At 73.7% G+C, this 25978-nt stretch carries 23 protein-coding genes and 2 riboswitches; of the genes, 16 read left to right on the top strand and 7 right to left on the bottom strand.

The window, feature by feature from the left end:
* The first annotated feature begins 33 nt into the window (after positions 1-33).
* Positions 34-153, top strand: a riboswitch (SAM riboswitch).
* Between the two features lie 52 nt (positions 154-205).
* Positions 206-1570 carry an aminotransferase class V-fold PLP-dependent enzyme gene (locus ACIBEC_RS07590; RefSeq protein ID WP_360492448.1) on the top strand — a complete coding sequence of 455 codons (1365 nt, stop codon included), beginning with the start codon at positions 206-208 and terminating at the stop codon, positions 1568-1570.
* 13 nt (positions 1571-1583) lie between these two features.
* Here ACIBEC_RS07590 and ACIBEC_RS07585 read toward each other — a convergent pair whose 3' ends face one another.
* Complete coding sequence (locus ACIBEC_RS07585; RefSeq protein ID WP_030240061.1) at positions 1584-1865, bottom strand: Lrp/AsnC ligand binding domain-containing protein; 282 nt, start codon at positions 1863-1865, stop codon at positions 1584-1586.
* A 41-nt stretch (positions 1866-1906) separates the two neighbouring features.
* Complete coding sequence (locus tag ACIBEC_RS07580) at positions 1907-2689, bottom strand: rhomboid family intramembrane serine protease (RefSeq protein ID WP_360492445.1); 783 nt, start codon at positions 2687-2689, stop codon at positions 1907-1909.
* Between the two features lie 202 nt (positions 2690-2891).
* On the opposite strand from ACIBEC_RS07580, the gene ACIBEC_RS07575 reads away from it, so the two are divergent.
* The 6 genes from ACIBEC_RS07575 (at position 2892) to ACIBEC_RS07550 (ending at position 10146) form a co-directional block, all read left to right on the top strand.
* Positions 2892-3155 carry a hypothetical protein gene (locus tag ACIBEC_RS07575; RefSeq protein WP_360492442.1) on the top strand — a complete coding sequence of 88 codons (264 nt, stop codon included), beginning with the start codon at positions 2892-2894 and terminating at the stop codon, positions 3153-3155.
* 314 nt (positions 3156-3469) lie between these two features.
* Positions 3470-4771, top strand: a complete 1302-nt coding sequence (locus ACIBEC_RS07570) for an NYN domain-containing protein (RefSeq protein ID WP_360493015.1) — start codon at positions 3470-3472, stop codon at positions 4769-4771.
* A 200-nt stretch (positions 4772-4971) separates the two neighbouring features.
* Complete coding sequence (locus tag ACIBEC_RS07565) at positions 4972-6009, top strand: NlpC/P60 family protein (protein ID WP_360492439.1); 1038 nt, start codon at positions 4972-4974, stop codon at positions 6007-6009.
* Positions 6010-6346: 337 nt separating this feature from the next.
* A riboswitch (cyclic di-AMP (ydaO/yuaA leader) is annotated at positions 6347-6500 on the top strand.
* Between the two features lie 10 nt (positions 6501-6510).
* Entirely contained in the window at positions 6511-7644 is a 1134-nt protein-coding gene (locus tag ACIBEC_RS07560; RefSeq protein ID WP_360492436.1) for an NlpC/P60 family protein, read from the top strand.
* Between the two features lie 226 nt (positions 7645-7870).
* Entirely contained in the window at positions 7871-8917 is a 1047-nt protein-coding gene (locus tag ACIBEC_RS07555; RefSeq protein WP_360492433.1) for an NlpC/P60 family protein, read from the top strand.
* 206 nt (positions 8918-9123) lie between these two features.
* A complete protein-coding gene (locus tag ACIBEC_RS07550) occupies positions 9124-10146 on the top strand; it encodes a hypothetical protein (RefSeq protein WP_360492431.1) in 1023 nt (340 codons plus the stop codon).
* Between the two features lie 57 nt (positions 10147-10203).
* On the opposite strand, the gene ACIBEC_RS07545 is transcribed toward ACIBEC_RS07550, so the two are convergent.
* Entirely contained in the window at positions 10204-11574 is a 1371-nt protein-coding gene (locus ACIBEC_RS07545) for a glycosyltransferase 87 family protein (RefSeq protein ID WP_360492428.1), read from the bottom strand.
* Between the two features lie 214 nt (positions 11575-11788).
* On the opposite strand from ACIBEC_RS07545, the gene ACIBEC_RS07540 reads away from it, so the two are divergent.
* Positions 11789-12925, top strand: coding sequence for a glycosyltransferase family 4 protein (locus tag ACIBEC_RS07540; RefSeq protein ID WP_360492425.1), 1137 nt, complete (start codon positions 11789-11791; stop codon positions 12923-12925).
* Positions 12926-13008: 83 nt separating this feature from the next.
* Here ACIBEC_RS07540 and ACIBEC_RS07535 read toward each other — a convergent pair whose 3' ends face one another.
* Positions 13009-14802, bottom strand: a complete 1794-nt coding sequence (locus tag ACIBEC_RS07535) for an AMP-dependent synthetase/ligase (protein WP_360492423.1) — start codon at positions 14800-14802, stop codon at positions 13009-13011.
* Positions 14803-15136: 334 nt separating this feature from the next.
* On the opposite strand from ACIBEC_RS07535, the gene ACIBEC_RS07530 reads away from it, so the two are divergent.
* The 5 genes from ACIBEC_RS07530 to ACIBEC_RS07510 all read left to right on the top strand — a co-directional run bounded on the left by ACIBEC_RS07530 (position 15137) and on the right by ACIBEC_RS07510 (position 19415).
* Positions 15137-15571, top strand: coding sequence for an SRPBCC family protein (locus tag ACIBEC_RS07530; protein ID WP_360492420.1), 435 nt, complete (start codon positions 15137-15139; stop codon positions 15569-15571).
* A 22-nt stretch (positions 15572-15593) separates the two neighbouring features.
* Positions 15594-16766: an ArsA-related P-loop ATPase gene (locus tag ACIBEC_RS07525; RefSeq protein ID WP_360492417.1), complete on the top strand. Its 1173-nt coding sequence runs from the start codon at positions 15594-15596 to the stop codon at positions 16764-16766.
* Positions 16767-16879: 113 nt separating this feature from the next.
* Entirely contained in the window at positions 16880-17281 is a 402-nt protein-coding gene (locus tag ACIBEC_RS07520) for a DUF5304 family protein (RefSeq protein WP_360492416.1), read from the top strand.
* A 192-nt stretch (positions 17282-17473) separates the two neighbouring features.
* Positions 17474-18418 (top strand): ROK family glucokinase, encoded by a 945-nt coding sequence (locus ACIBEC_RS07515; RefSeq protein ID WP_360492413.1) that lies wholly within the window; start codon positions 17474-17476, stop codon positions 18416-18418.
* A gap of 151 nt (positions 18419-18569) precedes the next feature.
* Positions 18570-19415, top strand: coding sequence for an endonuclease/exonuclease/phosphatase family protein (locus ACIBEC_RS07510; protein ID WP_360492410.1), 846 nt, complete (start codon positions 18570-18572; stop codon positions 19413-19415).
* On the opposite strand, the gene ACIBEC_RS07505 is transcribed toward ACIBEC_RS07510, so the two are convergent.
* Positions 19412-20203, bottom strand: coding sequence for a hypothetical protein (locus tag ACIBEC_RS07505; RefSeq protein ID WP_396287782.1), 792 nt, complete (start codon positions 20201-20203; stop codon positions 19412-19414). The two genes, ACIBEC_RS07510 and ACIBEC_RS07505, sit on opposite strands and share 4 nt — an antisense overlap.
* A 10-nt stretch (positions 20204-20213) precedes the next feature.
* Entirely contained in the window at positions 20214-21008 is a 795-nt protein-coding gene (locus tag ACIBEC_RS07500) for an alpha/beta fold hydrolase (protein ID WP_360492404.1), read from the bottom strand.
* 177 nt (positions 21009-21185) lie between these two features.
* On the opposite strand from ACIBEC_RS07500, the gene ACIBEC_RS07495 reads away from it, so the two are divergent.
* Genes ACIBEC_RS07495 through ACIBEC_RS07485 form a run of 3 tightly spaced genes read left to right on the top strand, consistent with a single transcriptional unit; the run spans position 21186 to position 23937 of the window.
* Positions 21186-22016: a lysophospholipid acyltransferase family protein gene (locus tag ACIBEC_RS07495; protein ID WP_360492401.1), complete on the top strand. Its 831-nt coding sequence runs from the start codon at positions 21186-21188 to the stop codon at positions 22014-22016.
* Between the two features lie 29 nt (positions 22017-22045).
* The gene (gene macS, locus ACIBEC_RS07490; RefSeq protein ID WP_360492398.1) at positions 22046-23257 is read left to right on the top strand and encodes a MacS family sensor histidine kinase; all 1212 of its coding nucleotides are present in this window, start codon (positions 22046-22048) and stop codon (positions 23255-23257) included.
* Positions 23257-23937 carry a response regulator transcription factor gene (locus ACIBEC_RS07485; protein WP_360492395.1) on the top strand — a complete coding sequence of 227 codons (681 nt, stop codon included), beginning with the start codon at positions 23257-23259 and terminating at the stop codon, positions 23935-23937. Before macS ends, ACIBEC_RS07485 begins: the two co-directional genes overlap by 1 nt.
* Positions 23938-23993: 56 nt before the next feature.
* Here the strand turns inward: ACIBEC_RS07485 and ACIBEC_RS07480 are convergent, their stop codons facing one another.
* Positions 23994-25931 carry an anthranilate synthase family protein gene (locus ACIBEC_RS07480; protein WP_360492393.1) on the bottom strand — a complete coding sequence of 646 codons (1938 nt, stop codon included), beginning with the start codon at positions 25929-25931 and terminating at the stop codon, positions 23994-23996.
* Between the last annotated feature and the right edge of the window lie 47 nt (positions 25932-25978).

Here is a 25978-nt window from a genome sequence, read left to right as displayed (position 1 = left end):
CCACCCGCTGGACCCGACCTAGAGTCTTCGGCAGGTCATGAGTGACAGCGCCAAAGCCCCAGCTTGCTGTCCGGCAACCCTCCGTCCGTGGCGGGGTGCCCTGGGTGAGGACCGGGTCGCCACGGCAAACCGTCCGTGCGGCAAGCGCGGACGCCCGACGACTTGGCACTCCCGGGGTCCCATACCCCCGAAGGAGTGCATCCTCATGTCTCTCTCCACCGAGATCGGCACCCCCCTCGCGGTCCTCGGCGCCGACGTCCAGGTCCCGCTCGCCAGCGGTGACAAGGTCGGCTACGCGGCGCTCGACTACGCGGCCAGCGCGCCGGCGCTGCAGCGGGTGTGGGACGACGTCGCCGCCTACGCGCCGTACTACGGCAGCGTGCACCGCGGGGCCGGGTACCTCTCGCAGCTGTCCACCGACCTCTTCGAGCAGAGCCGCCGCACCGTCGCCGAGTTCCTCGACCTGCGCGAGGGCGACCAGGTGGTCTTCACCCGGGCCACCACCGACTCGCTCAACCTGCTCGCCGCCGCCGTTCCGGCCGGCACCCGGGTGTTCGCCTTCGAGACCGAGCACCACGCCTCGCTGCTGCCCTGGGCGCACGCCGGACTGGGCGTCACCTACCTGCGCGCGCCGCGCTCGCGGGCCGAGGCGGTGGCCGCCCTGGACGCCGCGCTCACCGAGGCGCCCGAGGGCCCCAAGCTGCTCTGCGTCACCGGCGCCTCCAACGTGACCGGCGAGCTGTGGCCGGTCGCCGAGCTGACCGAGACCGCGCACCGGAACGGTGCCCGGGTGGTGCTGGACGCCGCCCAGCTGGCCCCGCACCACCGGGTCTCGGTGCGCGAGCTGGACGTCGACTGGATCGCCTTCTCCGGCCACAAGATCTACGCGCCGTTCGGCGCCGGGGTGCTGGCCGGCCGGGCGGACTGGCTGGACGCGGCCGAGCCGTACCTGGCCGGCGGCGGAGCGACCCGCACGGTGGCTCGGGAGACGGACGGCTCGGTGGCCGTGCAGTGGCACACCGGCCCGGCCCGGCACGAGGCCGGTTCGCCGAACGTCATCGGCGCCTACGCGATCGCCTCGGCCTGCCGGGCGCTGAGCGAGGCCGGCTTCGACGCGCTGGAGGCCCGCGAGCGGCAGCTGGTCGACCGGCTGACTGCGGGGCTGGCGCGGATCCCCCAGGTCAAGGTGCTGAACCTGTTCGGCGCCGGCTCCGCCCGGGTGGGCGTGCTGTCCTTCGTCGTCCGGGGCTGGAACAGCTCGCACTTCTCGGCCGCGCTGTCCGCCGAGTACGGCATCGGGGTGCGCGACGGCCTGTTCTGCGCCCACCCGCTGGTGCGGACCCTGCTCGGTGACGAGGACACCCCGCCGTCGGAGTGCGGTGCGCCGGAGCCCTCGCTGCCGGGTGAGCGCAGCCTGAACGCGATCCGGGTGAGCTTCGGCGCCGGGACGCCGGACGAGCACATCGACCGCTTCCTGACCGCCGTTCGGGAGCTGGTCACGGACGGCGCGGCCTGGAACTACCGCAACGAGGGCGGGCGTTGCGTCGTGGACACCCGCCGGGAGGGCTGAGGCCCCGGCCCCGCTACTCGTCCAGGCCGAGGGCGAAGGCGGCTTCCAGGTCGTGCTGGGAGTAGGTGCGGAAGGCGATCTGGGTCTCGGTGTGGGCCACGCCCGGGACCTTGTTGAGCCGGCCCGGGATGACCTCGGCCAGGTCGTCGTGGCGGCGCACCCGGACCATCGCCACCAGGTCGTATCCGCCGGTCACCGAGTAGACCTCGCTGACGCCCTCGATGGCGGCGATGGCCTCGGCGATCTCCGGGATGCGGTCGACACTGGTCTTGATCAGGACGATGGCGGTGATCACTGTTCGGGCTCCTTTGTGGGGTGCCGCCAGCGTATCGGGCGTCAGCCGGGTCGTCGCGAGGGGTGGCGAACCACCGTGCAGGTGTAGAGGAAGCCGGCCGAGAAGCCGATCACGTGGACCAGGTAGGCCACCCCCGGGCCCGCCGAATGCACCGACCACCACTGCAGGGCGAACCAGAGGCCGAGCACCAGCCAGGCCGGGAAGCGCAGCGGCAGGAAGAACAACAGCGGGACGAGGGTGGTCACCCGGGCGCGCGGGTGCAGGCGCAGATAGGCGCCCAGGACGGCCGAGATCGCGCCGGAGGCTCCGATGAGCACCCGGGTGGAATCCGGCGCGTGCGCCTCGGCGAGCGCGAAGCCGTACGTGGCCAGGCTGCCGGCCGCCAGGTAGAAGACGGCGTACCGGGCCCGACCCAGCCGCCGTTCGACGGTCGGGCCGAAGACGTGGAGGAAGAGCAGGTTGCCGAGCAGGTGCAGCCAGCCGGCGTGCAGGAAGAGGCCGGTGAGGGCGGACAGCGCCGGGTGCTTGCCCGGGGTCGGGGCGGCCGGGCAGCCGGGGACCGGGTCGGGGGCCTCCGTCAACTGCGCGGCGGTCAGCGGCCGCCCGGTCAGCAGTTCGGCCGGGACGGCGCCCCAGCGCTGCTCGTACCGCTGCTCCGCGCAGACCCGGGCCTGGCCGGGGCCGTACAGCGGATTGAGTCCGGCGGCCGGGCCGAGCAGGAAGACCAGGGTGTTGACCGCGATCAGGGCGTAGGTGACCGCCGGGGCGGCCGCCTCCGGCCGGCCGCCCCGCTCGGCGGTGTGGTCGGGGGCCGCGAGCGCCATGCGGCCAAGCATCCCTCCGGGCGCCGCAGGTGACACGGCGGTTTACGGCAGGTGGACTAGCCCCGCTATTCCGCTGACCGGTGGTCGCGATGGTTGCCCCAGGCAATAGGCTTGGGGCGGGCAATCCCGCCTCCCGCCGCCGATGCCGGGGCTCCGGGGGGAGCGCCTGGCCCACGCAGGGACCACCCGAGAGGACCCCCCGATGACCGTCCCCGCCCTGACCGCCGAGACGCGCTGGCGCTGCACGCTGTGCGGCAACCTCACCCGGTTCGATGTCACCCGCAGCGCGCGGGTCACCGAGTTCCTGCACTTCGACCTGGCCGGCGACTCCAAGGTCGAGGAGACCGAGGTGCTGAGCGAGACCATCGAGTCGGTGCGCTGCCGCTGGTGCAACGCCGTGGACCAGGTCGAGCTGGTGGCCCGCCCGGGTGCCGAGGGCGCGGAGGCCCCGACCGAGCAGGGCTGATCCCCGCCGGTGTGGTGGGCGGTGCGCCGCGCGCCCGTCCGCCGCACGGGACAATACAGACAAGACGCACGGAGCGTGACGACAGGGGGCGGTCGCGGCCGTACCCCGCCGGAAACAGGATCGGAGCCGAGGACGTGGTGGACGCAGCGAAGGAGCCCGGCGAAGCGCAGGGGCTTCGGCCCGCTGCGCAGGAGCAGGTGCCGGACGCCGGGACGGGACCGGCGGAGAGCGCTGCGCCCGACACCCCAGACACTCCAGACACCCCTGACACCTCCGAGTCCGCTGAGCCCGGGTCGGAGCACGTCGCCGAGAAGCTGGACCGGCCGCTGCCCGAGGGGGTGCGCCGGCGCGTGGTCGGGCTGGCCTCGGACGCGCTGGGCGGACTGCCGCCGGGCGAGCTCCCGCAGAGCCTGCGTCAGTACGTGAAGTTCACCCCCGCGCGGCGCGCCAAGTACGCGGCCACCGCGCTGGCGGCCGCGCTGGAGGCGGAGCCGGCGTTCCGGGTGCGGATAGCGGAGCGGCTGCGGCTGGGGCAGCCGGACCTGGTGAGGGCGCTGGAGTCGGGCAGTGTCCCGGGCGCCGCCGATCCGATGGACGTCGCCGCCGCCGCCTACCTGGTGCGTTCGGCGGGCTGGAGCCGGCTGGTCGCCGAGGTCGGCGAGGAGGTCGAGCGGGCAGGCGCCGAGGACGCGGCCGCGGAGGCGGCCCGGCTCGCGGAGAAGCTGCAGGCCGAGCTGGCCGAGGTGCGGGCCGCCGCACGGGCGGACCTGGAGCGGCAGCGCGCGGAGTTCGAGGGCGTCCGGCGGGAGGCCGAGTCGCTGCGCAAGAAGGTGCGGTCGCTCGAGAGCGACACCCGCCGGGCGCAGGCCGAGGCGCGCCGCCTGGCCGGGGAGCTGGAGGCCGCGAAGGCGCAGGGCGCGGCCGAGCGCAGTGCGGCCGAGACCGAGGCGCGGCGGCTCAAACACCGAGTCTCCGAGCTGGAGAACGCCGCCGAGCAGGGCCGCCGGTCGGCCCGCGAGGGGCGCAGCGTCGAGGACATGCGGCTGCGGCTGCTGCTGGACACCGTGCTGCAGTCGGCCCAGGGGCTGCAGCGGGAGCTGGCACTGCCGGTCTCCCAGATCCGCCCGGCGGACCTGGTGGAGGCGGTGGTGCCGGGGGCGGCCTCGCCGCACGACGTGGCGCGGCGCGGGCTGGCCGAGGACGACCCGGCGCTGCTGGACCAGCTGCTGGCGATCCCGCAGGTGCACCTGGTGGTGGACGGCTACAACGTGACCAAGACCGGCTATCCGACGCTGCCGCTGGAGCAGCAGCGGATCCGGTTGCTGGGCGGGCTGGCGATGCTGGCCCAGCGCACCCAGGCGGAGGTCACCTGTGTGTTCGACGGGCAGGACCTGGACGTTCCGGTGATCATGGCACCGCCGCGCGGGGTCCGGGTACGGTTCAGCCGGACCGGGGAGACCGCGGACGAGCTGATTCGCCGTCTGGTGCGGGCCGAGCCGCAGGGCCGTCCGGTGGTGGTGGTCTCCGCCGACCGGGAGGTCGCGGAGGGCGTGCGGAAGGCGGGCGCGCGCCCGGTCGCCTCGGTGCTGCTGCTGAACCGGCTGGCCCGGCCCTGAGCGCGGGCCGCGTAGGATGACTCCTGGTCAGCCTTGGGTCCGTGGTGGTGTGCGGGTCCGGTGAAGTCGGTGTGGGAAACAGAGTTCACGCCTTCGGGGGAGTGGCAAAGCGGATAGATCCGCACTAGGGTCTGGCGTCAAACCTATTTTCCGGAATCTCATCCAATCGGGTGAGTCCGTTGGAAGAAGGAGCCGGTCCCTTGGCCTCCCACCGCCGTCCCAAGCAGCCGAGCCGCGCGCGGGTCTCCGTGCTCACCGCGGCCGCTGCGACCGCGGTCGCACTCTCCGCCCAGGTAGCCGCGCACGCCGCGCCGCAGCCGAACAAAACGGACGTCAAGGCGCAGATCGACCAACTCCAGCAAGAGCAGGAGCAGGCGGCAGAGAAGTACAACGGCGCCACGGAGCGGGCCACGCAGCTGCGCAAGCAGGCCGACCAGCTGCAGGACCAGGTGGCCCGCGGCCAGGAGCAGATGACCCAGCTGCAGGCCGGCCTGGCCGAGGTGGCGGGCGAGCAGTACCGCACCGGCGGCATCGACCCGTCCGTCCAGCTGATGCTCTCCTCCGACCCGTCCGGCTACCTGGAGAAGGCCTCCACCGTCCAGCAGGCCAGCACCACCCAGGCGGAGGCGCTCAAGGGGCTGCTGGACCAGCAGCGCCGGCTGGACCAGGAGAAGACCGAGGCGGCCGCCGTGCTGGCCTCGCTCGACACCACCACCAAGGACCTGAACCAGGCCAAGGCGGACGTCAACACCAAGCTGAAGGCCGCCCAGGACCTGATGAACTCGCTGAGCGCCGCCGAGCGCACCGCGCTGAAGGCCCAGCAGGCGCAGGACGACCGGGCCTCGCGCGGCAGCGACCGGGTCGACCTGAGCAGCCTGCCGCCGGCCAGTGGCTACGCGGCCGTGGCCCTCGCCAAGGCGATGAGCAAGCAGGGCTCGCCGTACGTGTGGGGCGCCACCGGGTCGAGCACCTTCGACTGCTCGGGCCTGATGGTCTGGTCGTACGGCCAGGCCGGCGTCTCGCTGCCGCGCACCTCGCAGGAGCAGGGCCACTACGGCACCGCGGTGCCCGGACTGGCGGCGGCTCAGCCGGGCGACCTGGTCATCTACGGCCCCGACATGCACCACGTCGCGATGTACATCGGCAACGGCATGGTGGTCCACGCGCCGCACACCGGTGACGTGGTGAAGGTGATGAAGGCCGACGCGATGCCGATCAACACCATCCGCCGGGTCTGACGGCCCGACACGCCGAAGGGGTTCGCCCGAGCCCTGTGATCCGCGCCACCCCCGACCGGGGGTGGCGTTCGGGTTTTCGACCGTTTCGCGAGCATCGGGTGAGACCTGATCAGCCTTGCGTGGGGCGGCGGTTACCATCGGTCATTTTCACAAAAGAACTTGGGTAATCTTCCGTCTTTTTTCTGACAAGGATTTGAACCGATCACGGTTCAGTTACTAGGGTCATGCACCGAGCCATCGCAGTGTCGATCACCCAGCCGGGGTGGCGGCGGTGGCTACCGTCGAGTTCGCGAGGCAGCGGGGCAGGTCGAAGCGACTGCCCGACAGGGGAGCCCAGTAGTCGGGGGTGCTGCGCAGCGGAGCCGGGGAACCACGTTCCTCCGGGGTGAATCGGCGCCAGGTCGGCCGCTGGAACGGCCGTGAGGCGTCGTAGGGCATGCTTCCGGCCCGAACCCGTCAGCTCACCCGGTAGGCGGACGTAGGAAGAAGGAGCCCGCCTTCGTGGCGTCCCATCGTCGTCCCAAGCCAGCCGGCCGCGCCCGTGTCTCGATCCTGACCGGTGTCGCCGCCGCAGCCGTCGCCCTCTCCGCGCAGTCCGGCGCCCACGCCGACCCGCAGCCGACCAAGGACCAGGTCAAGGAGCAGGTCGACCAGCTCAACGAGCAGGCCGAGGTGGCGACCGAGCAGTACAACGCCGCCCAGGAGAAGCAGCAGACGCTGGAGAAGCAGGTCTCCGGCCTGCAGGACCAGGTGGCCCGTCAGCAGGACCAGGTGACCGATCTGCAGGGCGGCCTCGCCGAGATCGCCGGGGAGCAGTACCGCAACGGCGGCATATCCCCGACCGTCCAGCTGATGTTCTCGTCCAGCCCGGACAGCTTCCTCAACCAGGCCGGTGCGCTGAACCAGGCCGGCGACACCCAGAAGAACCAGCTGAAGGTGCTCCAGGAGCAGCAGCGCAAGCTCGACCAGGACCGCACCGAGGCCCAGGGCAAGCTCGCCGAGCTGGAGTCGACCACCCAGCAGCTGAAGGCCTCCAAGGACGAGGTCCAGAACAAGCTGAAGGCCGCCCAGGACCTGCTCAACACCCTGACCGAGCAGGAGCGCCAGGCGCTGCGCGCGGCCGAGGAGAAGGCCGCCGCCGACGCCAAGGCCCAGGCCGACGCCGCGGTCAAGGCCCAGCAGGCCGCCGACCGCGCCTCCCGCGACAACAGCCGCACCGACCTCTCCGCGGGCTCGGCCCCGGCCCCGGCCTCGCCGGTCGCCAAGCCGGTCGCCCCCGGCAGCTCGCGCGGTGCCGCCGCGCTCTCCGCCGCCGCCTCCAAGGTCGGCAGCCCGTACGTGTGGGGCGCCACCGGCGCGTCCTCCTTCGACTGCTCCGGCCTGATGGTCTGGGCGTTCAACCAGGTCGGCGTCTCGCTGCCGCGCACCTCGCAGGAGCAGGCGCACGCCGGCACCCGGATCGGCAGCGACCTGTCCCAGGCCCAGCCCGGCGACCTGCTGATCTTCTTCGGGGACGCCCACCACGTCGGCATCTACGCCGGCAACGGCCAGGTGCTGCACGCGCCCAAGCCGGGTGCCTCGGTCCGCTACGAGGCCGTCACCAACATGCCGCTGACCAGCATCGTGCGGGTCTGATCCGTACTCGGCGCTTCCAGGCCCGGTCTTCCTCCACGGAAGGCCGGGCCTGCGGCTTTTCCGGCGGCTCGGGCTGATGTCCGATTACGGGTCAAATATTCGGGTCCGGAGGGGTTTGGACTCGCTTGCCCGGACTCGCTAACGTCTGCCACCGGACTCCCGCTCGACGACCGCCCGCAGTGGGGCGGCGGCGGGGCCGCGCCGCAGGATTGGAGCCGCTGCCACCATGTCCGTGCACCGCCGTTCCCAACTGCTCGTCCGTGCGCTGGTGCTGACGGCGGCGGCCACCACCGCGCTCGGCATGGCGACCGGCGGCAGCGCCCACGCCGCCCCCGGCAGCCCGGACCCGGCCGACCGCAAGGACGTCAAGACACAGGTCGAGCAGCTCTACGACGAGGCCGAGCAGGCTTCGGAGAGGTACAACGCGGCCCAGGAGGCCCAGCGGCGGCTCCAGGGGGAGACCACGATCCTGCAGGGCGAGATCGCCGTCGCCCAGGACCAGCTCAACGAGCTGCGCGGCGACCTGGCGACCGTGGCCGGGGCCGAGTACCGCGGCGGCGGGATGACCCAGACCGCCCAGCTGATGCTGTCCCCCGACCCGGAGGACTACCTCGCCCGCGCCCGAACCATGGGCCAGGCGACGCAGCGGCAGCAGGAGACGCTGCACGAGCTGGTCACCCGCCAGCGCCGGCTCGACCAACGGCGCGCCGAGGCCGCCGGCAAGCTCGCCGAGCTGGACCAGACCCGCCGCTCGCTCGCCGACAGCAAGCAGCAGATCCAGCAGCGGCTGACCACGGCACAGAAGCTGCTCAACGGCCTGGGTGCCGTCGAGCGGGCCAGGATGACCGCCCAGGACGCCCGGGACGCCGAGCAGCGCGCCACCCGCGGCACCGACCGGCTGGACCTCGGCTCCGCCCCGCCCGCCTCCGAGCGCGGGGCCGCCGCGCTGGCGGCCGCGGTCCGGATGGTCGGCGCGCCGTACGTTTACGGGGCCACCGGGCCCCGTGCGTTCGACTGCTCCGGTCTGATGTACTACAGCTGGCGGCAGGCCGGAGTGACCCTGCCGCGCACCTCGCAGGCCCAGGCGTACGCCGGCCAGCGGATCAACCTCTCCGAAGCGCGACCGGGAGACCTGGTGATCTTCTACCGGGACATGCACCACGTCGGCATGTACGCCGGCGGTGGCGTGATCGTGCACGCCCCTTACCCGGGCGCCAAGGTCCGCTACGAGAGCGTCAACGCCATGCCGGTCTCGGGGGTGGTCCGGCTCTGAGCACGTCGCCGCCCGGCCCCCACGACCCCCACCCGATAGCGGGCCCCCACGACCCCCACCCGACGGACAGGACCCGCCGCACGCTGTCCCGGCGGGGTGCGCTGCTGCTCGCGGCCGGCGGGCTGGCCCAGCTGTCGCTGCCGCCGGTCGCCCCGGCGGCGGCACCGGCCCGCCAGGCGGCCGACCGGCGCGGCGAGGTGGCGGCGGTGCTGGCGGAGCGGGCGCGCTCGCTGCCGGCCCGGTCGGGGCTGCCGGTGGCCGAGGCGGCCTACCGCAACCTGGTGCTTGCCGGGGGCGGCGGGCCGGACCGGCTGACCGCCGCGGCCGACCTGGCGGTGCGGATCGCCGACTACGACGACTACCCCGTGGTGTACCCGCGCCGGATCGAGCTGGCCCGGGCCGGGGACGGCTGGCGGGTCGAGCGCGAGGAGAGCGCGAGCGGGCCGCCGGCGCCGTGGGACTTCGGCGCGGGGCGGTCGACGGCCGGCGCGCGCTGCCTGGTGCTCGGGTCGGCCGACGGCCCCGACCCGGCCGGGCTGGTCGCGGTCGGGGACCGGGCGGTACCCGCCGTCGAGGAGGTCTGGGGCGGCGCCTGGCCCGGCCGGCTGCTGCTCGAACTGCCCGGTACCGAGGAGCGGTTCGCCCGGCTGCTGGAGGGCGACCCGGCGGGCTGGGCGGGCATGGCGGCGGTCACCGTGGCCGCCCCCGGCGCGCCCCGGCACACCCCGGCGGACCGGGTGCTGGTCAACCCCGAGGCGTACGGACGGCTCAGCGACTTCGGCCGACAGGTGGTCATCACGCACGAGGCCACCCACGTCGCGACCAGGTCCGACACCCGGGCCTGGACACCGCTGTGGCTCTCCGAGGGCGTCGCCGACTGGACCGCCTACCGCGACTCCGGCCGCGTCCCGCGGCAGATCGCCCCCGAGCTGGCCCGGGACGTCGCCGCCGGGCGGTTGCCCGCCGACCTGCCCGCCGACCGGGACTTCGCCGCCGGCGCCACCGGCATCGCCCAGGCCTACGAGCAGTCCTGGCTGGCCTGCGAGCTGATCGCGGGCCGCTACGGGCCGCAGCGGCTGGTCGCCTTCTACCGGGCGGTCGGCGCGGCCGACGGGCAGGGCGAGGACCGCGAGCGCCGTACGGACCGGCTGCTGCGCGCCGAACTGGGTATCGGCCTGGCCGAGTTCACCCGGCTCTGGCTGGACGAGGTGGCGGCGCTGAAGGACTGAGGCCCGGTGCCCCCCGGGGGCGACGGCCCACTCGGTGCCGAGCAGCGGTGCCGCTGCTCAGCGCCGCTGCTCGGCCGGCGTCCCCGGGTGGTCGATGCCGTCCAGCAGGTCCTGCTCGTACGCGATGCCCGGGCGCACCGGGTAGCCCGAGCCGGGCAGCGCGGCAGGCTCGCGGTCCAGCACCACGGTCGCGGGCAGCGGCGTCTCGCCGCGGGTAGAGCGCCAGAGCCGGACGCAGGAGAGCACGGCGGCGGACAGCAGCAGCAGGTTGCGCGCGGCCAGCACGGTGATCGCGCCGGGGTCGCTGGCCAGGACCTGGGTGAACATCGTCGGGAACTCGACCAGCGTCAGAGGGCAGGCGATCAGGATCAGCAGCGCCACGGGCCGCTGGCTGGTGCCGCGTACGGTCAGGCAGACCGCCGCGACGCCGATCAGCCAGACCAGGTACTGCGGGCTGATCACCCGGCTGGTCACCACGAAGATCAGCAGCGCGCACAGCGCCGCGTCGTACATGGTGGCCGCGTTGCGGCGCTTGGAGGTGAAGCGCCACAGCAGCAGCCAGAGGAACCCCAGCACGGTGCCGGCCATCATCACCTTGCTGATCACGCTGACCCACGGTCCGAGCATCTCGGGGGAGCCGTAGTTCATGGTGACCTTGCCGTCCCAGCCCCCGGCGATCCGGGCGAAGTGCAGCGGCAGCGCGCCGACCGACTCGACCTCGATGCCGCGGTCTTTCTGGAAGGCCAGGAAGTCGAAGGCGCCGTTCATGCCGGCCGCGAGCAGGAAGCCGATCGAGACGGCGGTGGCCCCCGCCAGCGTCCAGGAACGGCGGGTCCGGCGGCCGGAGGGGGTGCCGATCAGGCCGAGCAGCGGCCAGACCTTGACGATTCCGCCCAGGCCCAGCAGCAGCCCGCCGACCGCCGGACGGCGGATCAGCGCCAGCAGGCCGGCCAGGGCGACCGCGGTGACGATCATGTCGAAGCGGTTGTAGATCATCGGGCCGAGCAGCGGAACGCCCACCACCCACATCCAGGCGCCGGTCAGCGCCCGGCCCCGGCGCAGGCCGGTCCGCACCAGCAGCGCGGCCGCGGCGGCGTCGGCGATCCCGCAGACCACCCAGAACGAGACCAGGTACGACCAGGGCAGCAGACCCGGCAGCAGGATCACCAGGGCGGCGCCCGGCGGGTACTGCCAGGTCACGTCGTCGAACGGGAAGGTGCCGGTCTGCAGCACGCCGTACCAGGCGTGGTAGATCATCCACACGTCGGCGGTGACGTCGCCGCCGGGCGACTTCAGCACGCCGGTGATCAGCAGCACCAGTACGGTGCGGGTGGCCAGCCAGGTCGCGCCGAGTGCGGCGAGCGCCCCGAGCGGGCGGCCGAGCCGGCCGCGCGAAGAACCGGGCTCGGTGGCCGGGGCCAATTCCACTGCGCTCCCTCGTTCGTCTCGGACGTCCTCACCGGAGGCGTCGTACTGACGGACGCCCGGGCCGTGGTGCACAGCGGCCTAGGTACTAGGACTGACCCGGGGGTCAAACGGTTGCCGTGCGCGGTTCCGTTCCCGGCGGGTCATGGTGTTGACCTATCGTACGGATCACCCAGCGGTACACCGAGCACCCCCCGACCGAGCGAGCCGTGGCCTGATGCACAGAACCTTGATCGTCACCAATGACTTCCCGCCCCGTCCGGGGGGTATCCAGGCCTTTGTCCACAACATGGCCGTCCGTCAGCCCGCGGGAAGCATCGTGGTGTACGCCTCGACCTGGCGCGACGGCAGCGAGGTGCGGCGCTTCGACGCCGAGCAGCCGTTCCCGGTGATCCGGGACCGGACGAAGGTGATGGTTCCCACACCCAGGGTCACCCGGCGGGCCGCCGAGATCCTGCGCGCCGAGAAGTGCGACTCGGTCTGGTTCGGCGCCGCCGCCCCGCTCGGCCTGATGGCGCCCACCCTGCGCCGGGCCGGGGCCGGGCGGCTGCTCGGCATGACCCACGGGCACGAGGCCGCCTGGGCCCAGCTGCCGGGCTCCCGGCAGCTGCTGCGCCGGATCGGCGCGGGCAGCGAGGTGCTGACCTACCTGGGCGAGTACACCCGCTCCCGGATCGCCGCCGCGGTCGGGCCGCAGGCCGCGGCCCGGATGGTGCAGCTGCCGCCGGGCGTGGACGAGACGACCTTCCACCCGGGCTCCGGGGGGGCCGAGGTCCGCCGCCGGCTCGGGCTGGCGGACCGGCCGGTGGTGGTCTGCGTCTCCCGGCTGGTGCCGCGCAAGGGGCAGGACACCCTGATCGAGGCGATGCCGCAGATCCTGGCCGACGTGCCGGACGCGGTGCTGCTGATCGTCGGCGGCGGCCCGTACCGGGCGGACCTGGAGAAGCTGGCGGACGCCACGGGCGTACGGGACTCGGTGCGGTTCACCGGCTCGGTGCCCTGGGAGGAGCTGCCCGCCCACTACGGGGCCGGTGACGTCTTCGCGATGCCGTGTCGGACCCGGCGCGGGGGGCTGGACGTCGAGGGCCTGGGCATCGTCTACCTGGAGGCCTCGGCGACCGGCCTGCCGGTGGTCGCGGGGGACTCCGGGGGCGCGCCGGACGCGGTGCTGGAGGGCGAGACCGGGTACGTGGTGCCCGGCGGCTCGGCCCCGGCGGCGGCCGAGCGGATCGTGCGGCTGCTGCGCGACGAGGAGCTGCGGCGGCGGATGGGCGAGGCCGGGCGGCGGTGGGTGGAGCGCTCGTGGCGCTGGGACCTGCTGGCCGGGCGGCTGACCTCGCTGCTGGCGGTGTAGGGCCTGTCTTCGCACGACGCGGGGCCCGTCTCCTTCCGGGAGACGGGCCCCGCGTCTGCTTCAGGGTGGTTACCCGTCGGCGGTCACTTCTGGTAGAGCGCCTCGATGTCGGCCGCGTGGTCCTTCAGGACGAGGTTGCGCTTGAGCTTCAGCGAGGGCGTCAGGTGGCCGCTCTCCTCGGAGAACTCGGTGTCCAGCAGGCGGAACTTCTTGACCGCCTCGGCGTGCGAGACGGCCGCGTTGCCGTCGTCCACCGCGGACTGCAGGGCGGCCAGCAGGTCCGGGTCCTCGGCGAGGTCGGCGACGGTGGCGGCGGCGGGCTTGCCGTTGAGCTCCTTCCACTTGGGGAAGAAGTCCGGGTCGAGGGTGATCAGGCAGGCGATGAAGGGCTTGCGGTCGCCGACCACCATGACCTCGCCGACCAGGGCGTGGGCGCGGATCCGGTCCTCGATCACGGCCGGGGCGACGTTCTTGCCGCCGGCGGTGACGATGATCTCCTTCTTGCGGCCGGTGATGGTCAGGTAGCCCTCGGCGTCCAGCGAGCCGATGTCGCCGGTGGCCATCCAGCCGTCCCTGAGCGTGTCGGCGGTGGCCTGCGGGTTGTTCCAGTAGCCGGTGAAGACGTGCGGGCCCTTGAAGAAGACCTCGCCGTCCTCGGCGATCCGGACCGAGGCGCCGGGCACCGGCTGGCCGACCGTACCGATCTTCGGCTTGTCCCACGGGTTGAAGGCGGTAGCCGCGCAGGTCTCCGTCAGGCCGTAGCCCTCCAGGACGGTGAAGCCGATGCCCCGGTAGAAGTGGCCCAGGCGCTCGCCGAGCGGGGCGCCGCCGGAGATGGCGTGGGTGGCGCGGCCGCCGAGCGCGGCGCGCAGCTTGCTGTAGACCAGCTTGTCGAAGACCGCGTGCTTGATCCGCAGGACCAGGCCCGCGCCGCCCGCGTCCAGCGCCCGGCTGTAGGCGATCGCGGTCTCGGCGGCCTTGTCGAAGATCTTGCCCTTGCCGTCGGCCTGGGCCTTGGCACGCGCGGTGTTGTAGACCTTCTCGAAGACTCTGGGCACGCCCAGGATCAGGGTCGGCTTGAACGCGGCCAGCTCGGCGGTGACGTCCTTGATGTCGGAGACGTGGCCGAGGTTGATCGGGGCCATCGCCGGGGCGATCTCGGCGATCCGGCCGAGCACGTGGGCCAGCGGCAGGAAGAGCAGGACGGAGCTCTCGCCGGTGCGGAACAGCGGGGCCAGGCGCTCGACGATGTTGCCGCACTCGGCGAGGAAGTTGCCGTGCGTCAGCTGACAGCCCTTCGGGCGGCCGGTGGTGCCCGAGGTGTAGACGATGGTCGCGATCGAGTCGGAGTCGGCGGTCGAGCGGTGCTCGGCGACGGTCTCGTCGGAGACCTCGCGGCCGGCCTCGGCCAGCGCGGCGATCGCGCCCTGCTCGATCTGCCAGGTGTGCTTCAGCTCCGGGAGACGGCCGCGGACCTCCTCGACCACCTTGCGGTGCTGGTCGGTCTCGGTGAGCACGGCGACCGCGCCGGAGTCGCCGAGGATCCACTCCACCTGCTCGGGGGAGGAGGTCTCGTACACCGGCACGGTGATGGCGCCGGCCGACCAGATCGCGAAGTCCAGCAGCGTCCACTCGTACCGGGTCCGGGACATGATGCCCACGCGGTCGCCGGGGCGGATGCCGGTGGCGATCAGGCCCTTCGCGGCGGCGTGCACCTCGACCAGGAACTGGGCAGCGGTCAACTCCTGCCACTGGCCGTCCACCTTGCGGCTGAGGACCACGACGTCCGGGTGCCGCTCGGCGTTCTGGTGCACGAGGTCGGAGAGGTTACCGCCGCTCGGTACCTGGTAGAGGGCCGGAAGGCTGAAGTCGAGCAAGACTGCTCCTCGTTCGCGACGCTGCGGGACGGCAGGACGTTACTGCCCGGTAGGCAGCTTCGACCAGGGGGTCGGCCCCGGTGTTCGAAGTGTCACACCCGGCCGGGTCCGACCAGGCCGTGACCGGGTCGTTCGAATGGCACCCTACGGCAGCCCCACGGTGACCGACCGGTAGCCCACCCGAGGCCCGGCGCCCGCCGACCCGCGGCCGCCCGCAGGACACCGCCCGCGCCGCCGACCGGATCCCCGGTCGCGATAGCCTGCTCCGGGCGGACCGGGCCGAGCGCGCCCCGGACGGACCGGCAGGCAGAGGGACGACGCGGAGGGCCATTCCATGGCGGAGCACACCAGGTCGAGCATCACCATCGACGCGACCCCGGCCACGGTCATGGCCGTGATCGCCGACTTCGCCGCCTACCCGGCCTGGACCGGCGAGGTCAAGGAGGTCGAGGTCCTGGAGACCGGCGAGGCCGGCCGCGCCGCCCAGGTCCGCCTGCTGCTCGACGCCGGCGCCATCCGCGACGAGCACGTCCTCGCCTACACCTGGGACGGCGACCGCGAGGTCGGCTGGACCCTCGTCCGCAGCCAGATGCTCCGCTCGCTGGACGGCTCGTACACCCTCGCCCCGCTGGCCGGCGGCCGTACCGAGGTGACCTACCAGCTCGCGGTGGACGTCAAGATCCCGATGCTCGGCATGATCAAGCGCAAGGCCGAGAAGGTCATCATCGACCGTGCGCTGGCCGGACTGAAGAAGCGCGTCGAGGGCTGACGAGCGGAACGGGGCCGACGGCATGACGGCGACACGCACCATCCTGGTCAGCGGCGACGCGGGCGCGCCCGCGGTGGCCGCCGCCACCGCCCTGCACGCCGCCCGGCGCGGCCACCGCACCTGGCTGCTGGCGGCCGACGACCCGCACCGCACGCTGGACGCCGTCCTCGGCACCCGGCTGGAGCCCGAACCGCTCGGCTACGCACCGGGCCTGACCGTCTCCCGGATCGACGAGCAGGCCGCCTTCCGCTACGCCGTCGGCGAGCTCACCGGCCGGCTCAAGCCCGCCCTCGACCTCCTCGGCGCCGAACAGCTCGACCCCGAGGAGCTCACCGCCCTCCCCGGCATCGCCCGGCTCGCCCTGCTGCGCGCCCTGCCCGCCGCCGACCAGGACGTCCTGGTCGTGCTCGCCCCGCCGCCCGCCGAGCTGATCGCCACCCTCGCCCTGCCCGAGCAGCTGGCGCGCTACCTGGACCGGCTCGTCCCCGAGCAGCGCCAGGCCGCCCGGGCGCTGCGTCCGCTGCTGGCCGGACTGGCCGGGGTCCCGATGCCCGCCGACTGGCTGTACGAGGGGCGCGGCAAGGCCGCCGCGGCGCTCGCCGAGTCCCGCGCCGCGCTCACCGACCCCGGCACCAGCGTCCGCCTGGTCGTCCCGGCCGACGGCCACCCGTACGAGGAACTGCGCCGGATCCGGGCCGGGCTCGCGCTGTACGGGCACCGGCCGGACGCCGTGGTCCTGCACGGCGCACTGCCCGAGGCCGCCGTCTCCTCGCCCGACCCGTGGCTGGCCGCGCTGGCCCTCCGACGGCAGGAGGAGCTGGCCGCGCTCGCCGCCGACACCGACGCCCCGGTCCTGGTCACCGGCCTGGCCGAGGCCACCCTGGAGGCCGTCGCCGACCGCCTGTACGGGGACGGCTCCGGGCCCGAGCGGCTCGACCCGGCGCCCTGGACGGTCGAGGACCGGCTCGCCGCGGACGGCCTGCTGATCTGGCACCTCGACCTGCCCGGCGCCGACCGGGCCGAGCTGGACCTGGTCCGCCGGGGCGACGACCTGGTGGTCGGCCTCGGCGCCCACCGCCGGGTGCTCGCCCTGCCCTCCGCGCTGCGCCGCTGCACGGTGGCCGGGGCCGGGCTGCTGGACGGGGTGCTCTCGGTGCGGTTCGCACCCGACCCGTCGCTCTGGCCGAAGGGCTGACGGGCCGCCCGCCCCTTTCCCGGGCCGGCGTTCGAGGACGGGCCCCGCGGTCGGTCCGGTAGCGTCGGGCCGGAGGGCCGCGGGGTGCGGCCACGGCTGAGGAGGCGCCCGCGATGACCAGCACCGACGACCGCACCGAGCCCGTCGGGGACCATGCCGAGGCGGGCGATCACGGCGGGGCGGGCGAGCAGGCCCACCCGTTCGGGCCGGAGCTCGGCCCGCTGGTGGACGAGGTGCGCCGGTTCGCCACCGCGTTCGGCGAGAAGGCCCAGGAGACCAGCGCCACCACGCTGATCACCCTCTCCGGCTTGGCCGACCGCCTGCGCACCCAGCAGCCTGAGGTGTACACCCACCTCGCCGCCGCCGGCTCCGGGCTGGCCGCCGCGGGCGCCGAGCTGCTGGCCGCCTACCGTGCCGCCGTGGCCGGGCACGAGCACCGCTGGACCGCCGGGCAGAGTGCGGCCGCCGAGAAGATCGACCTCGACGGGCCTGACGAACCGTCCGCCAAGCAGTGAAACCGTAGATTTCGGAGGGTGATCAAGGCGCTCTCGTGCGTCACGAAGAAGGAAATTCGATAAGACTTTTGAAGCATTGCGGCCCGGCTGTCCCAGGATTGTCTTCGGATAATGTATGCGAGGCTGTGTACGGGGACTGGGTTGGGCGGTACCGTTCCGTCCAGCGGGAACGAGTGAATAGCTGAGGGACACATGGCTCTGACCATCGGCGTCGATGTCGGCGGGACCAAGATCGCAGCAGGCGTGGTCGACGAGGCGGGCGAGATCCTGGCCCGGACCAGGGTGCCCACCCCGGCCGACCCGCAGTGGGCGGTCGACGCCATCGCGCAGGCCGTGCGCGAGCTCAAGGAGCAGCACCCCGACGTCACCGCCGTCGGCGTCGGCGCCCCCGGCTTCGTCGACAGCAACCGCTCCACGGTGATCTTCGCGCCCAACATCGACTGGGAGAACGAGCCGCTGCGCGGCCGGATCGAAGAGCTCACCGGGCTGTCCGCGGTGGTCGAGAACGACGCCAACTGCGCCGCCTGGGCCGAGTTCCGCTTCGGCGCGGCCGCCGACCACCAGGACATGGTGCTGATCACCGTCGGCACCGGCATCGGCGGCGGCATCGTCCTCGACGGCCGGCTGCACCGCGGCCGCTTCGGCGTGGCCGGCGAGATCGGCCACCTCAACATGGTGCCGGACGGCCTGCAGTGCGGCTGCGGCGGCAAGGGCTGCTGGGAGCAGTACGGCTCCGGGCGGGCGCTGCGCCGCTACGGCCGGGAGAAGGCTGCGGCCGACCCGGTGCGCGGCCGGCGCATGCTGGAGCTCAACGACGGCGTCGCCGAGACCATCCGCGGCATCCACATCACCGAGGCGGCCGAGGCGGGCGACCCGCTCGCCCTGGAGTGCTACGCCGAGCTGGCCGACTGGCTGGGCCGCGGCATGGCCGACCTCGCCGCACTGTTCGACCCGGGCGTCTTCGTGCTCGGCGGCGGCGTCTCCGACTCCGGCCGCCTGCTGCTCGACCCGGTCGCCAAGGCCTTCGAGTACTACCTGACCGGCGGCGTCCACCGCCCGCGCGCCGAGGTCGTGCTGGCCTCGATGGGCTCCGCCGCCGGCATCGTCGGCGCGGCCGACCTCGCCCGCGTCCCGTAACCGCCCCACCCCTCCCTCCCAGCCCGCCGGCGGCGGTGCGACCGGGCCCCGACCGATCCCGGACGCGCCGCCGCCGTCGCACGTCCCGGCGCCGCCGCGTACGGTCGGACCCAGCGACGACGCACCCGGTGACGACGTACAGGGGAGGGCCATGACCGCCGCGAGGGCGACCCGAAGGAGCGCGACCCAGGCGAGCGCGACCGGAGCGACCGGGACCGGCGCGAGCGCCACGAGTGCGGTGGGTGCCGCGGCCGTCGAACCGTTGCCGCCGGCCGGCCCGCGCCGGCTGCGCCTGCTCAGCTACAACATCCGCTCGCTGCGGGACGACCGGCGTGCACTGGCCCGGGTGATCCGGGCCTGCGCGCCCGACCTGGTCTGCGTCCAGGAGTCGCCGCGCTACTGGCGCCCCGAGGGCCAGGCCGGGTGGCTGGCCCGGCACACCGGGACGGTCGTCCTGGCCGGCGGCGGCCGCACCGCGGCCGGCCCGCTGCTGCTCGGGCGGCCCGGCGCGGTGGAGGTGCTGGGCGTGCACGACCGGCTGCTGCCCAAGACCCGCGGCCTGCACGCCCGGGGCTTCGCCACCGCGCTGCTGCGGCTGCCCGGCGCGGCGCCGTTCACCCTCACCAGCTGCCACCTGAGCCTGGAACCCGAGGAGCGGTACGGGCAGTTCGAGTTGCTGCTCGACCAGCTCGGGATCGCCGAACACGGCGTCGTGGCGGGGGACTTCAACGAGCACCCGGACGGGCCGGGCTGGCAGCTGCTGGCCTCCCGGCTGCAGGACGGATACCCGACCGCGCCCTGGGGCGGCGAGTTCACGTCCGTCCCGGAGCGCCCCTACCAGCGGATCGACGCCGTCTTCGCCACCCCCGGGATCACCGTCCTCGGCTGCGGGGTGCCGCACGGACTGCCCGGCGTCACCGAGGCCGACCTGCGGGCCGCGACCGACCACCTGCCGGTGCTCGCGGTGCTCGAACTCCCCGAGAGCAACGCGGGCTAGACCACGGCGCCGTGGTCCGGGTCCTCCGGCTCGTCCTCGTCGCGGTCCCGCATCCGGGCCACCAGGGTGACGAAGCCGCCGAGGAAGGCGGTGATCCCGACCCAGGCGGGCCAGCCGGAGATCTCCCGCCAGACCATGGCGTCGACCAGCAGCAGGGCAGGGCCGCCGAGCACGGCGAGCCAGGCGAACTTGGCGGTCACGTCGGCGGCGGGCAGCGGCGGGGGCTCCGGCGGGACGTAGTGGTCCTCGTCGCTCTCCTCGGCCAGCTCGTAGTCGCGCGGGCTCGGACCGGCGGCCGGGAGCACCGGCCTGCCGGAGCGGGGGCGGGGCTGCGGGGCCAGGTCGGACAGGTCGTCCTGGTCGTCGCGGCCGCTGCCGTTCTTGTAGCCGCCCTTGAGCTCGTTCTGCGCCCGGAGGTTCTCGACCTCGGGCCAGTCGGGGTTGTTGAGGTCGACGGGGTCGTCGAACTGGGCGACCAGGGCGGCGAAGATCTCGTCCTGCTCGGCTTGGCTGCGCTCGGGCGCGCGGCGCGGCCGGGGACCGGCGGGGGCCGCCGGTGCGGCGGCGTCCTCGGCGGCGGCGTCCTTCGCGGGTGTGGGCGCGGGTGCGGGTGTGGGTGCGGGCGTCACGGCGCCGTCCACGCCGGTGCGGTCCGTCGGCGCACCGCCCGGGGCGGCGTCGTTCGCCGCGCCGTCCTTCGCCGCGCCGTCGTTCGCTCCGCTGTTCTTCGTCGCGCCGTCCTCGCGGGGAGCTTCGTCCCCGCCGCCCGCCGTGCTGCTCTCGTGCACTTCCGGCCCTTCAGCCATGGTGATCGTCGGATTCGACCCGGGTTGCGCCCGCCGCGTGCGCGGGGGCCAGCTGTCGGATGAAGTCCTGGCTGGCCGCGAATATTTCCGCCGCGTCGTGGTCCAGCGTCGCGACGTGGAAGCTGCGTTGGCACAGCCGCTCCGTCACATCGGTCGAGGATATCCGGGCCAGCACCAGTTCCGAGTTGGCCGGAGAGACGACGTGGTCCTGCGGGCTGTGGAAGAGCAGCACCGGCTGGGTCACCTCGGGAAGGCGGTGCTGGACCTCCCGCCACAGCCGGCTCAGCGACCAGGCGGCGTGCAGTGGCGTCCGGTCGTAGCCGAGCTCGGCCGTGCCGGCCTTGGCGATGTCGTTCGCGATGCCGGGCGTGCTCGGGACGAGGTGGCGCAGCACCGGAAGCAGCACACTCGCGGGGGTGTCCGAGCGCACCGACGGGTTGACCAGCACCAGCCCGGAAACCGTCGGGCCGTGCAGCGCTGCGAGCCGCAGCGCCAGCGCGCCGCCCATCGACAGCGCGCAGACGAAGACCTGTTCGCACTCGTCGGCGAGCGTCAGCAGCTCGCGTTCGACCGCGGCGTACCAGTCCTCCCAGCGGGTGAGCTGCATGTCCTGCCAGCGGGTGCCGTGCCCGGGCAGCAGCGGCAGCGAGACGGTGTACCCGGCCGCGGCCAGGTCCTCGGCCCACGGTCGCAGCGACTGCGGCGACCCGGTGAAACCGTGGCAGAGCAGCACTCCCACCGGTCCGCCACGGTGGCGGTACGGTTCGGCACCGGGCAGCAACGGCATGGCGGACTCCTTCGCGGGCGGGTGGCGCTGGGGGAGGGGACGCTGGAGGGGGAAGCTGCAGGAATCCGCATCGTCCCACGCTCCGCGCGGGGTCGTACACCCCCTTCGGCGGGGCCGGGCACAGCGGACGGCCGCGGGGCATTAGGATCGACCGGTCCGCATAACAGGAGGCCCCGGTTGTTCTACCGACTGATGAAGATGATCGTCGCGCCACTGCTTCGGATCTTCTTCCGGCCGTGGATCGAAGGTGAGGAGAACATCCCCACCGAGGGTGCGGCGATCATCGCGAGCAACCACCTGTCCTTCTCGGACTCGTTCTTCTTCCCCGCGCTGATCAAGCGCCGGGTGACCTTCATCGCGAAGGCCGAGTACTTCAACACCCCGGGTCTCAAGGGCCGGCTGACCGCCGCGTTCTTCAAGGGCGTCGGCCAGCTGCCGGTGGACCGCTCCGGCGCGCGCGGCGCCGGCGAGGCCGCGATCCGCAGCGCCATCGCCGTGCTGGAGCGCGGTGAGCTGTTCGGCGTCTACCCCGAGGGCACCCGCTCGCCCGACGGCAAGCTGTACCGCGGCAAGGTCGGCGGCCTGGCCCGCGTGGCGCTGGCCACCGGCGCCCCGGTGATCCCGGTCGCCATGATCGATACCGAGAAGGTGCAGCCGCCCGGCCAGGTGGTCCCGAACTTCGGCATCCGCCCGGGCATCCGGATCGGCCGCCCGCTGGACTTCTCCCGCTACCACGGCATGGAGAACGACCGCTTCATCCTCCGTTCGGTGACGGACGAGGTGATGTACGAGATCATGCGGCTCTCCGGCCAGGAGTACGTGGACATCTACGCGACCGCCGCCAAGCGGCAGATCTCCGACGACAAGAAGAAGGCCGACGCCGAGCGTCGCGCGGCGGCCAAGGCGGAGAAGGCGGAGGCAGCCGAGGCCGAGAAGGCAGCCGAGGCGGAGAAGGCGGCCGAAGCCGAGAAGGCGGCCGAGACGGACAAGGAGACCGGGTCGGCCTGACGGCCCGGCCGGGCCCGGGGGAGGGGCGGATGACGGACGGCGGCAGAGCCGGCGCGGTGGGCGGTACGGTGGCGGCCGGCGGCATGTCCGTCGAACTCCCGTTGTGGAGGGCCATCTCCTACTTCCGGGTGCTGGCCCTGATCTACGCGTTGCTGCGGTACTTCAACTCGTACCTGCACTTCCTGCACCCCGTCGCCGGCTGGATCTTCCTCGGCGCGCTCACCCTCTGGACCCTCGCCACCACCCGGGCGTTCGCCAACCCGCAGCGCTGCACCTGGTATGTCCTGGGCGTCGACCTCACGCTCGCCGTCACCGGCATCGTGATGAGCGGACTGACCGACGCCCCGGCCCGGATCAGCCACGGCGCGCCCACCCTGCCCACCATCTGGGCCGCCGGTACCGTGCTCGGCTGCGCCGCGAAGGGCGGCTGGCGCCCGGCGGCGGCCGCGGGCTCGGTGATCGGCGTCGCCAACATCCTCGGCCACGGCGGGCCGACCGGCGACAACATCCACAACATCGTGCTGCTGATGGTCGCCGGGTGCGCGATCGGCTACGTGATCGAGCTGGCCCGGGGCAGTGAGGCCACGCTCACCCGGGCGCTCCAGGTCGAGGCGGCCACCCGGGAGCGGGAGCGGCTCTCCCGGGACATCCACGACGGCGTGCTGCAGGTGCTGGCGCTGGTCCAGCGGCGCGGCGCGGAGCTGGCCGCGGTGCCGGACGGCGGCACCTGCGGCACGGACTTCGCCGAGCTGGGCCGCCTGGCCGGCGAGCAGGAGCGCGCGCTGCGGACGCTGATGACCGGCGGCCCGATCCCGGCCCAGCGCCTGCCGCAGCCCGACGCCGCCCAGCCGCGCGACCTCAGCGCGCTGCTGCGCCCGTACGCCGACGAGCGGATCACGTTCTCCGCCCCCGGCACCCCGGTGCTGCTGCCCGCCCCGGCGGCGGGCGAGCTCGCCGCGGCGGTCGGCGCGGCCGTGGACAACGTCCGCCGGCACGCCGGGGAGGAGGCCCGGGCCTGGATCCTGGTCGAGGACGAACCGGAGGCGGTCACGGTCAGCATCCGCGACGACGGCCCCGGTTACGCCCCAGGCCGGCTCGGCGAGGCGGAGCGGGCCGGGCGGCTCGGTGTCTCCCAGTCCATCCGGGGCCGGCTGCTGGACCTCGGCGGCACGGCCGAGCTGTACTCGGCGCCCGGGGAGGGCGTCGAGGTCGAACTGCGTGTCCCGAGGAAGGGTGCTTGATGACCGATCAGCCGACCACCGACCGGCCGGTGCGGGTGATGGTGGTGGACGACCACCCGATGTGGCGCGACGCCGTCTCGCGTGACCTCGCCGAGTCCGGGCTGGACGTGGTGGCCACGGCGGGCGACGGCGAGGAGGCCGTCCGCCGCGCCCGCGCCTGCTCGCCGCAGGTCGTCGTGCTGGACCTCAACCTGCCCGGGCTGCCCGGGGCCGAGGTGTGCCGCCAGGTGGTCGCGCACGACCCGGCGGTGCGAGTGCTGGTGCTGTCGGCCAGCGGGGAGCACCAGGACGTGCTGGAGGCGGTGAAGTCCGGCGCGACCGGGTACCTGGTGAAGTCGGCCGGGCGGGAGGAGCTGCTGGACGCGGTGCGCCGTACGGCCGTCGGTGACGCGGTGTTCACCCCGGGCCTGGCCGGCCTGGTGCTCGGCGAGTTCCGCCGGCTGGCCGCCGAGCCGGCCCCGGCGTCGGCGCCGGCCGCCCCGCAGCTCACCACCCGGGAGACCGAGGTGCTGCGGCTGGTGGCCAAGGGCCTGTCGTACCGCCAGATCGCCGACCGGCTGGTGCTGTCGCACCGCACGGTGCAGAACCACGTGCAGAACACCCTCGGGAAGCTGCAGTTGCACAACCGGGTGGAGCTGGTCCGGTACGCGATCGAGCAGGGCCTGGACGACGAGATCTGACGGGCCCGGGCGGTGCGTCTGCCCGGGGCCCGTCAACTGCTCAATTCCTCGCCCCCTCAGCGCGGTACGGCCGCAGCCTCGCGCAGCAGGCCCGCCACGATGTCCACGCCCTCGCGGGTGAGCACCGACTCGGGGTGGAACTGGAGGCCGGCGAAGCCGGGCCCGCGCAGGGCGTGGACGTCGCCGGTGGCGGCGTCCCGGGCGACCTCGACGCCCGCGGCGGCGAGCCGGGCCGCGTCGGCCTCCGAGCAGCGCGCGGTGAAGGTGTTGTAGAAGCCGACCGTCCGCTTGCTGCCGAACAGGTCGATGCTCTCCTGCGCGCCCTGGTACGGGACGGCCTTGCGGCCCAGCGCCAGCCCGAGTTCGGCGGAGAGCAACTGGTGGCTGAGGCAGACCGCGAGCAGCGGCGCGGTCCGGGCACCGGACCGGGCGGCGGCCAGGGCGTCCGCGACGATCGGCCGCAGCACGGCCATCTTGGGGTCGTCGGCGACGGCCGGGTCGCCGGGGCCGGGGCCGAGCACCAGCGGGCCGCGGTGCGCCGCGACCAGCGCGCGCAGCCCGGGCTCGTCGTAGCGCACGACCGTCACCCGGTGGCCGAGCGAGCCGAGCAGGTGGGAGAGCATCGAGGTGAAGGTGTCCTCGCCGTCGACGACCAGCGTCGGCTCGGCCTCGGTGATCCGGGCCGGGGTCTGCATCCGCAGCCAGAACGGTGCGAGGCCGGCCCGGCGGGCGTCCAGCGCGGCCTGCACCCGGTGGTTGTCGGCGAGCCGGGGGCCGGTGGGGTGGGGCAGCCGGGCGGGCGCGGGCCGGGCGCCGATCGCGGTGAGCACCCCGGCGGCCTTGGCGTGGGTCTCGGCGACCTCGGACTCCGGGACGGAGTGGCGCACCAGGGTGGCGCCGACCCGGACGACCAGCCGTCCGGTGGCCGGCTCGATGTCGGCGGTGCGGATGCAGATCGGCGAGTCCAGCAGCTGCCCGCCGCTGGCGGAGCGTCCGATCAGGGCGAGCGCGCCGGAGTAGTAGCCGCGCCCGGTGGGCTCGTAGCGGTTGATGACCCGGGTGGCGTTCTCGACCGGGCTGCCGGTGACGGTGGCGGCGAACATCGTCTCGCGGAGCACGTCGCGGACGTCCAGCGAGGTGCGCCCGCGCAGCTCGTACTCGGTGTGGGCGAGGTGGGCCATCTCCTTGAGCCGGGGCCCGAGCACCTGGCCGCCGAGGTCGCCGACCGTGCACATCATCTTGAGCTCCTCGTCCACGACCATGGTGAGCTCCTCCAACTCCTTGGGGTCGTGCAGGAATTGGAGCAGCGAATCGAGGTCGGAGCCGCCCGCCGGATAGCGGTAGGTGCCGGAGATCGGGTTCATCACGACGGTGCCGCCGCTCTGCCGGACGTGCACCTCGGGGGAGGCGCCGACCAGGACCCGGTCACCGGTGTGCACCAGGAACGTCCAGTAGGCGCCGCGCTCCTGCTCCAGCAGCCGCCGGAACAGCGTCAGTGCGAGCGCGGGGCTGAAGTCCTCCAGCGTGGCGTGGAAGTCGCGCCGGATCACGAAGTTGGCGCCCTCGCCGTTGCCGATCTCCTCCTCGATCACCCGGCGGACGATCGAGGCGTACGAATCGTCGTCCACGTCGAACGCGCCACCGGCAAGCGAGACCGGCAACTGCGGTAGGGCGGAAGTGAATTCGGCCAACGGTAGAACGTGCTGCTCAGCCACCGTGAGGGCCTGCAGCGGGGTGCCGTCGTCGTGCGCCTCGAAGCCGCGCTCGCGGATCTGCCGGTACGGGACGAGCGCGAGCAGGTCGTGCACCGGGGTGCCGCCGGCCGGGGCACCGCTGCGCACCGGGAGGTCGGCGAGGCGCTCGTAGCTGTCGACGCTGCCCAGCAGCACCTCGACGGTGTCCGGGGCGAGTCGGGGGGTGCGGCGGTGCAGCAGGGCGAAGGCGGGGGCGCCGGGGACGGTGAGACGGGTGAGCAGGTCGGTGATGGTGGTCACGGTGCGGCTTCCTTCCGGGTGGAGGGCGAGGGCGGTGCTGGATTCCG

Origin of the sequence: Kitasatospora sp. NPDC051164 (genome assembly GCF_044455625.1) — a bacterium.
Classification (GTDB): Bacteria; Actinomycetota; Actinomycetes; order Streptomycetales; family Streptomycetaceae; genus Kitasatospora.
This window is presented reverse-complemented; position numbering and strand designations above follow the sequence as displayed.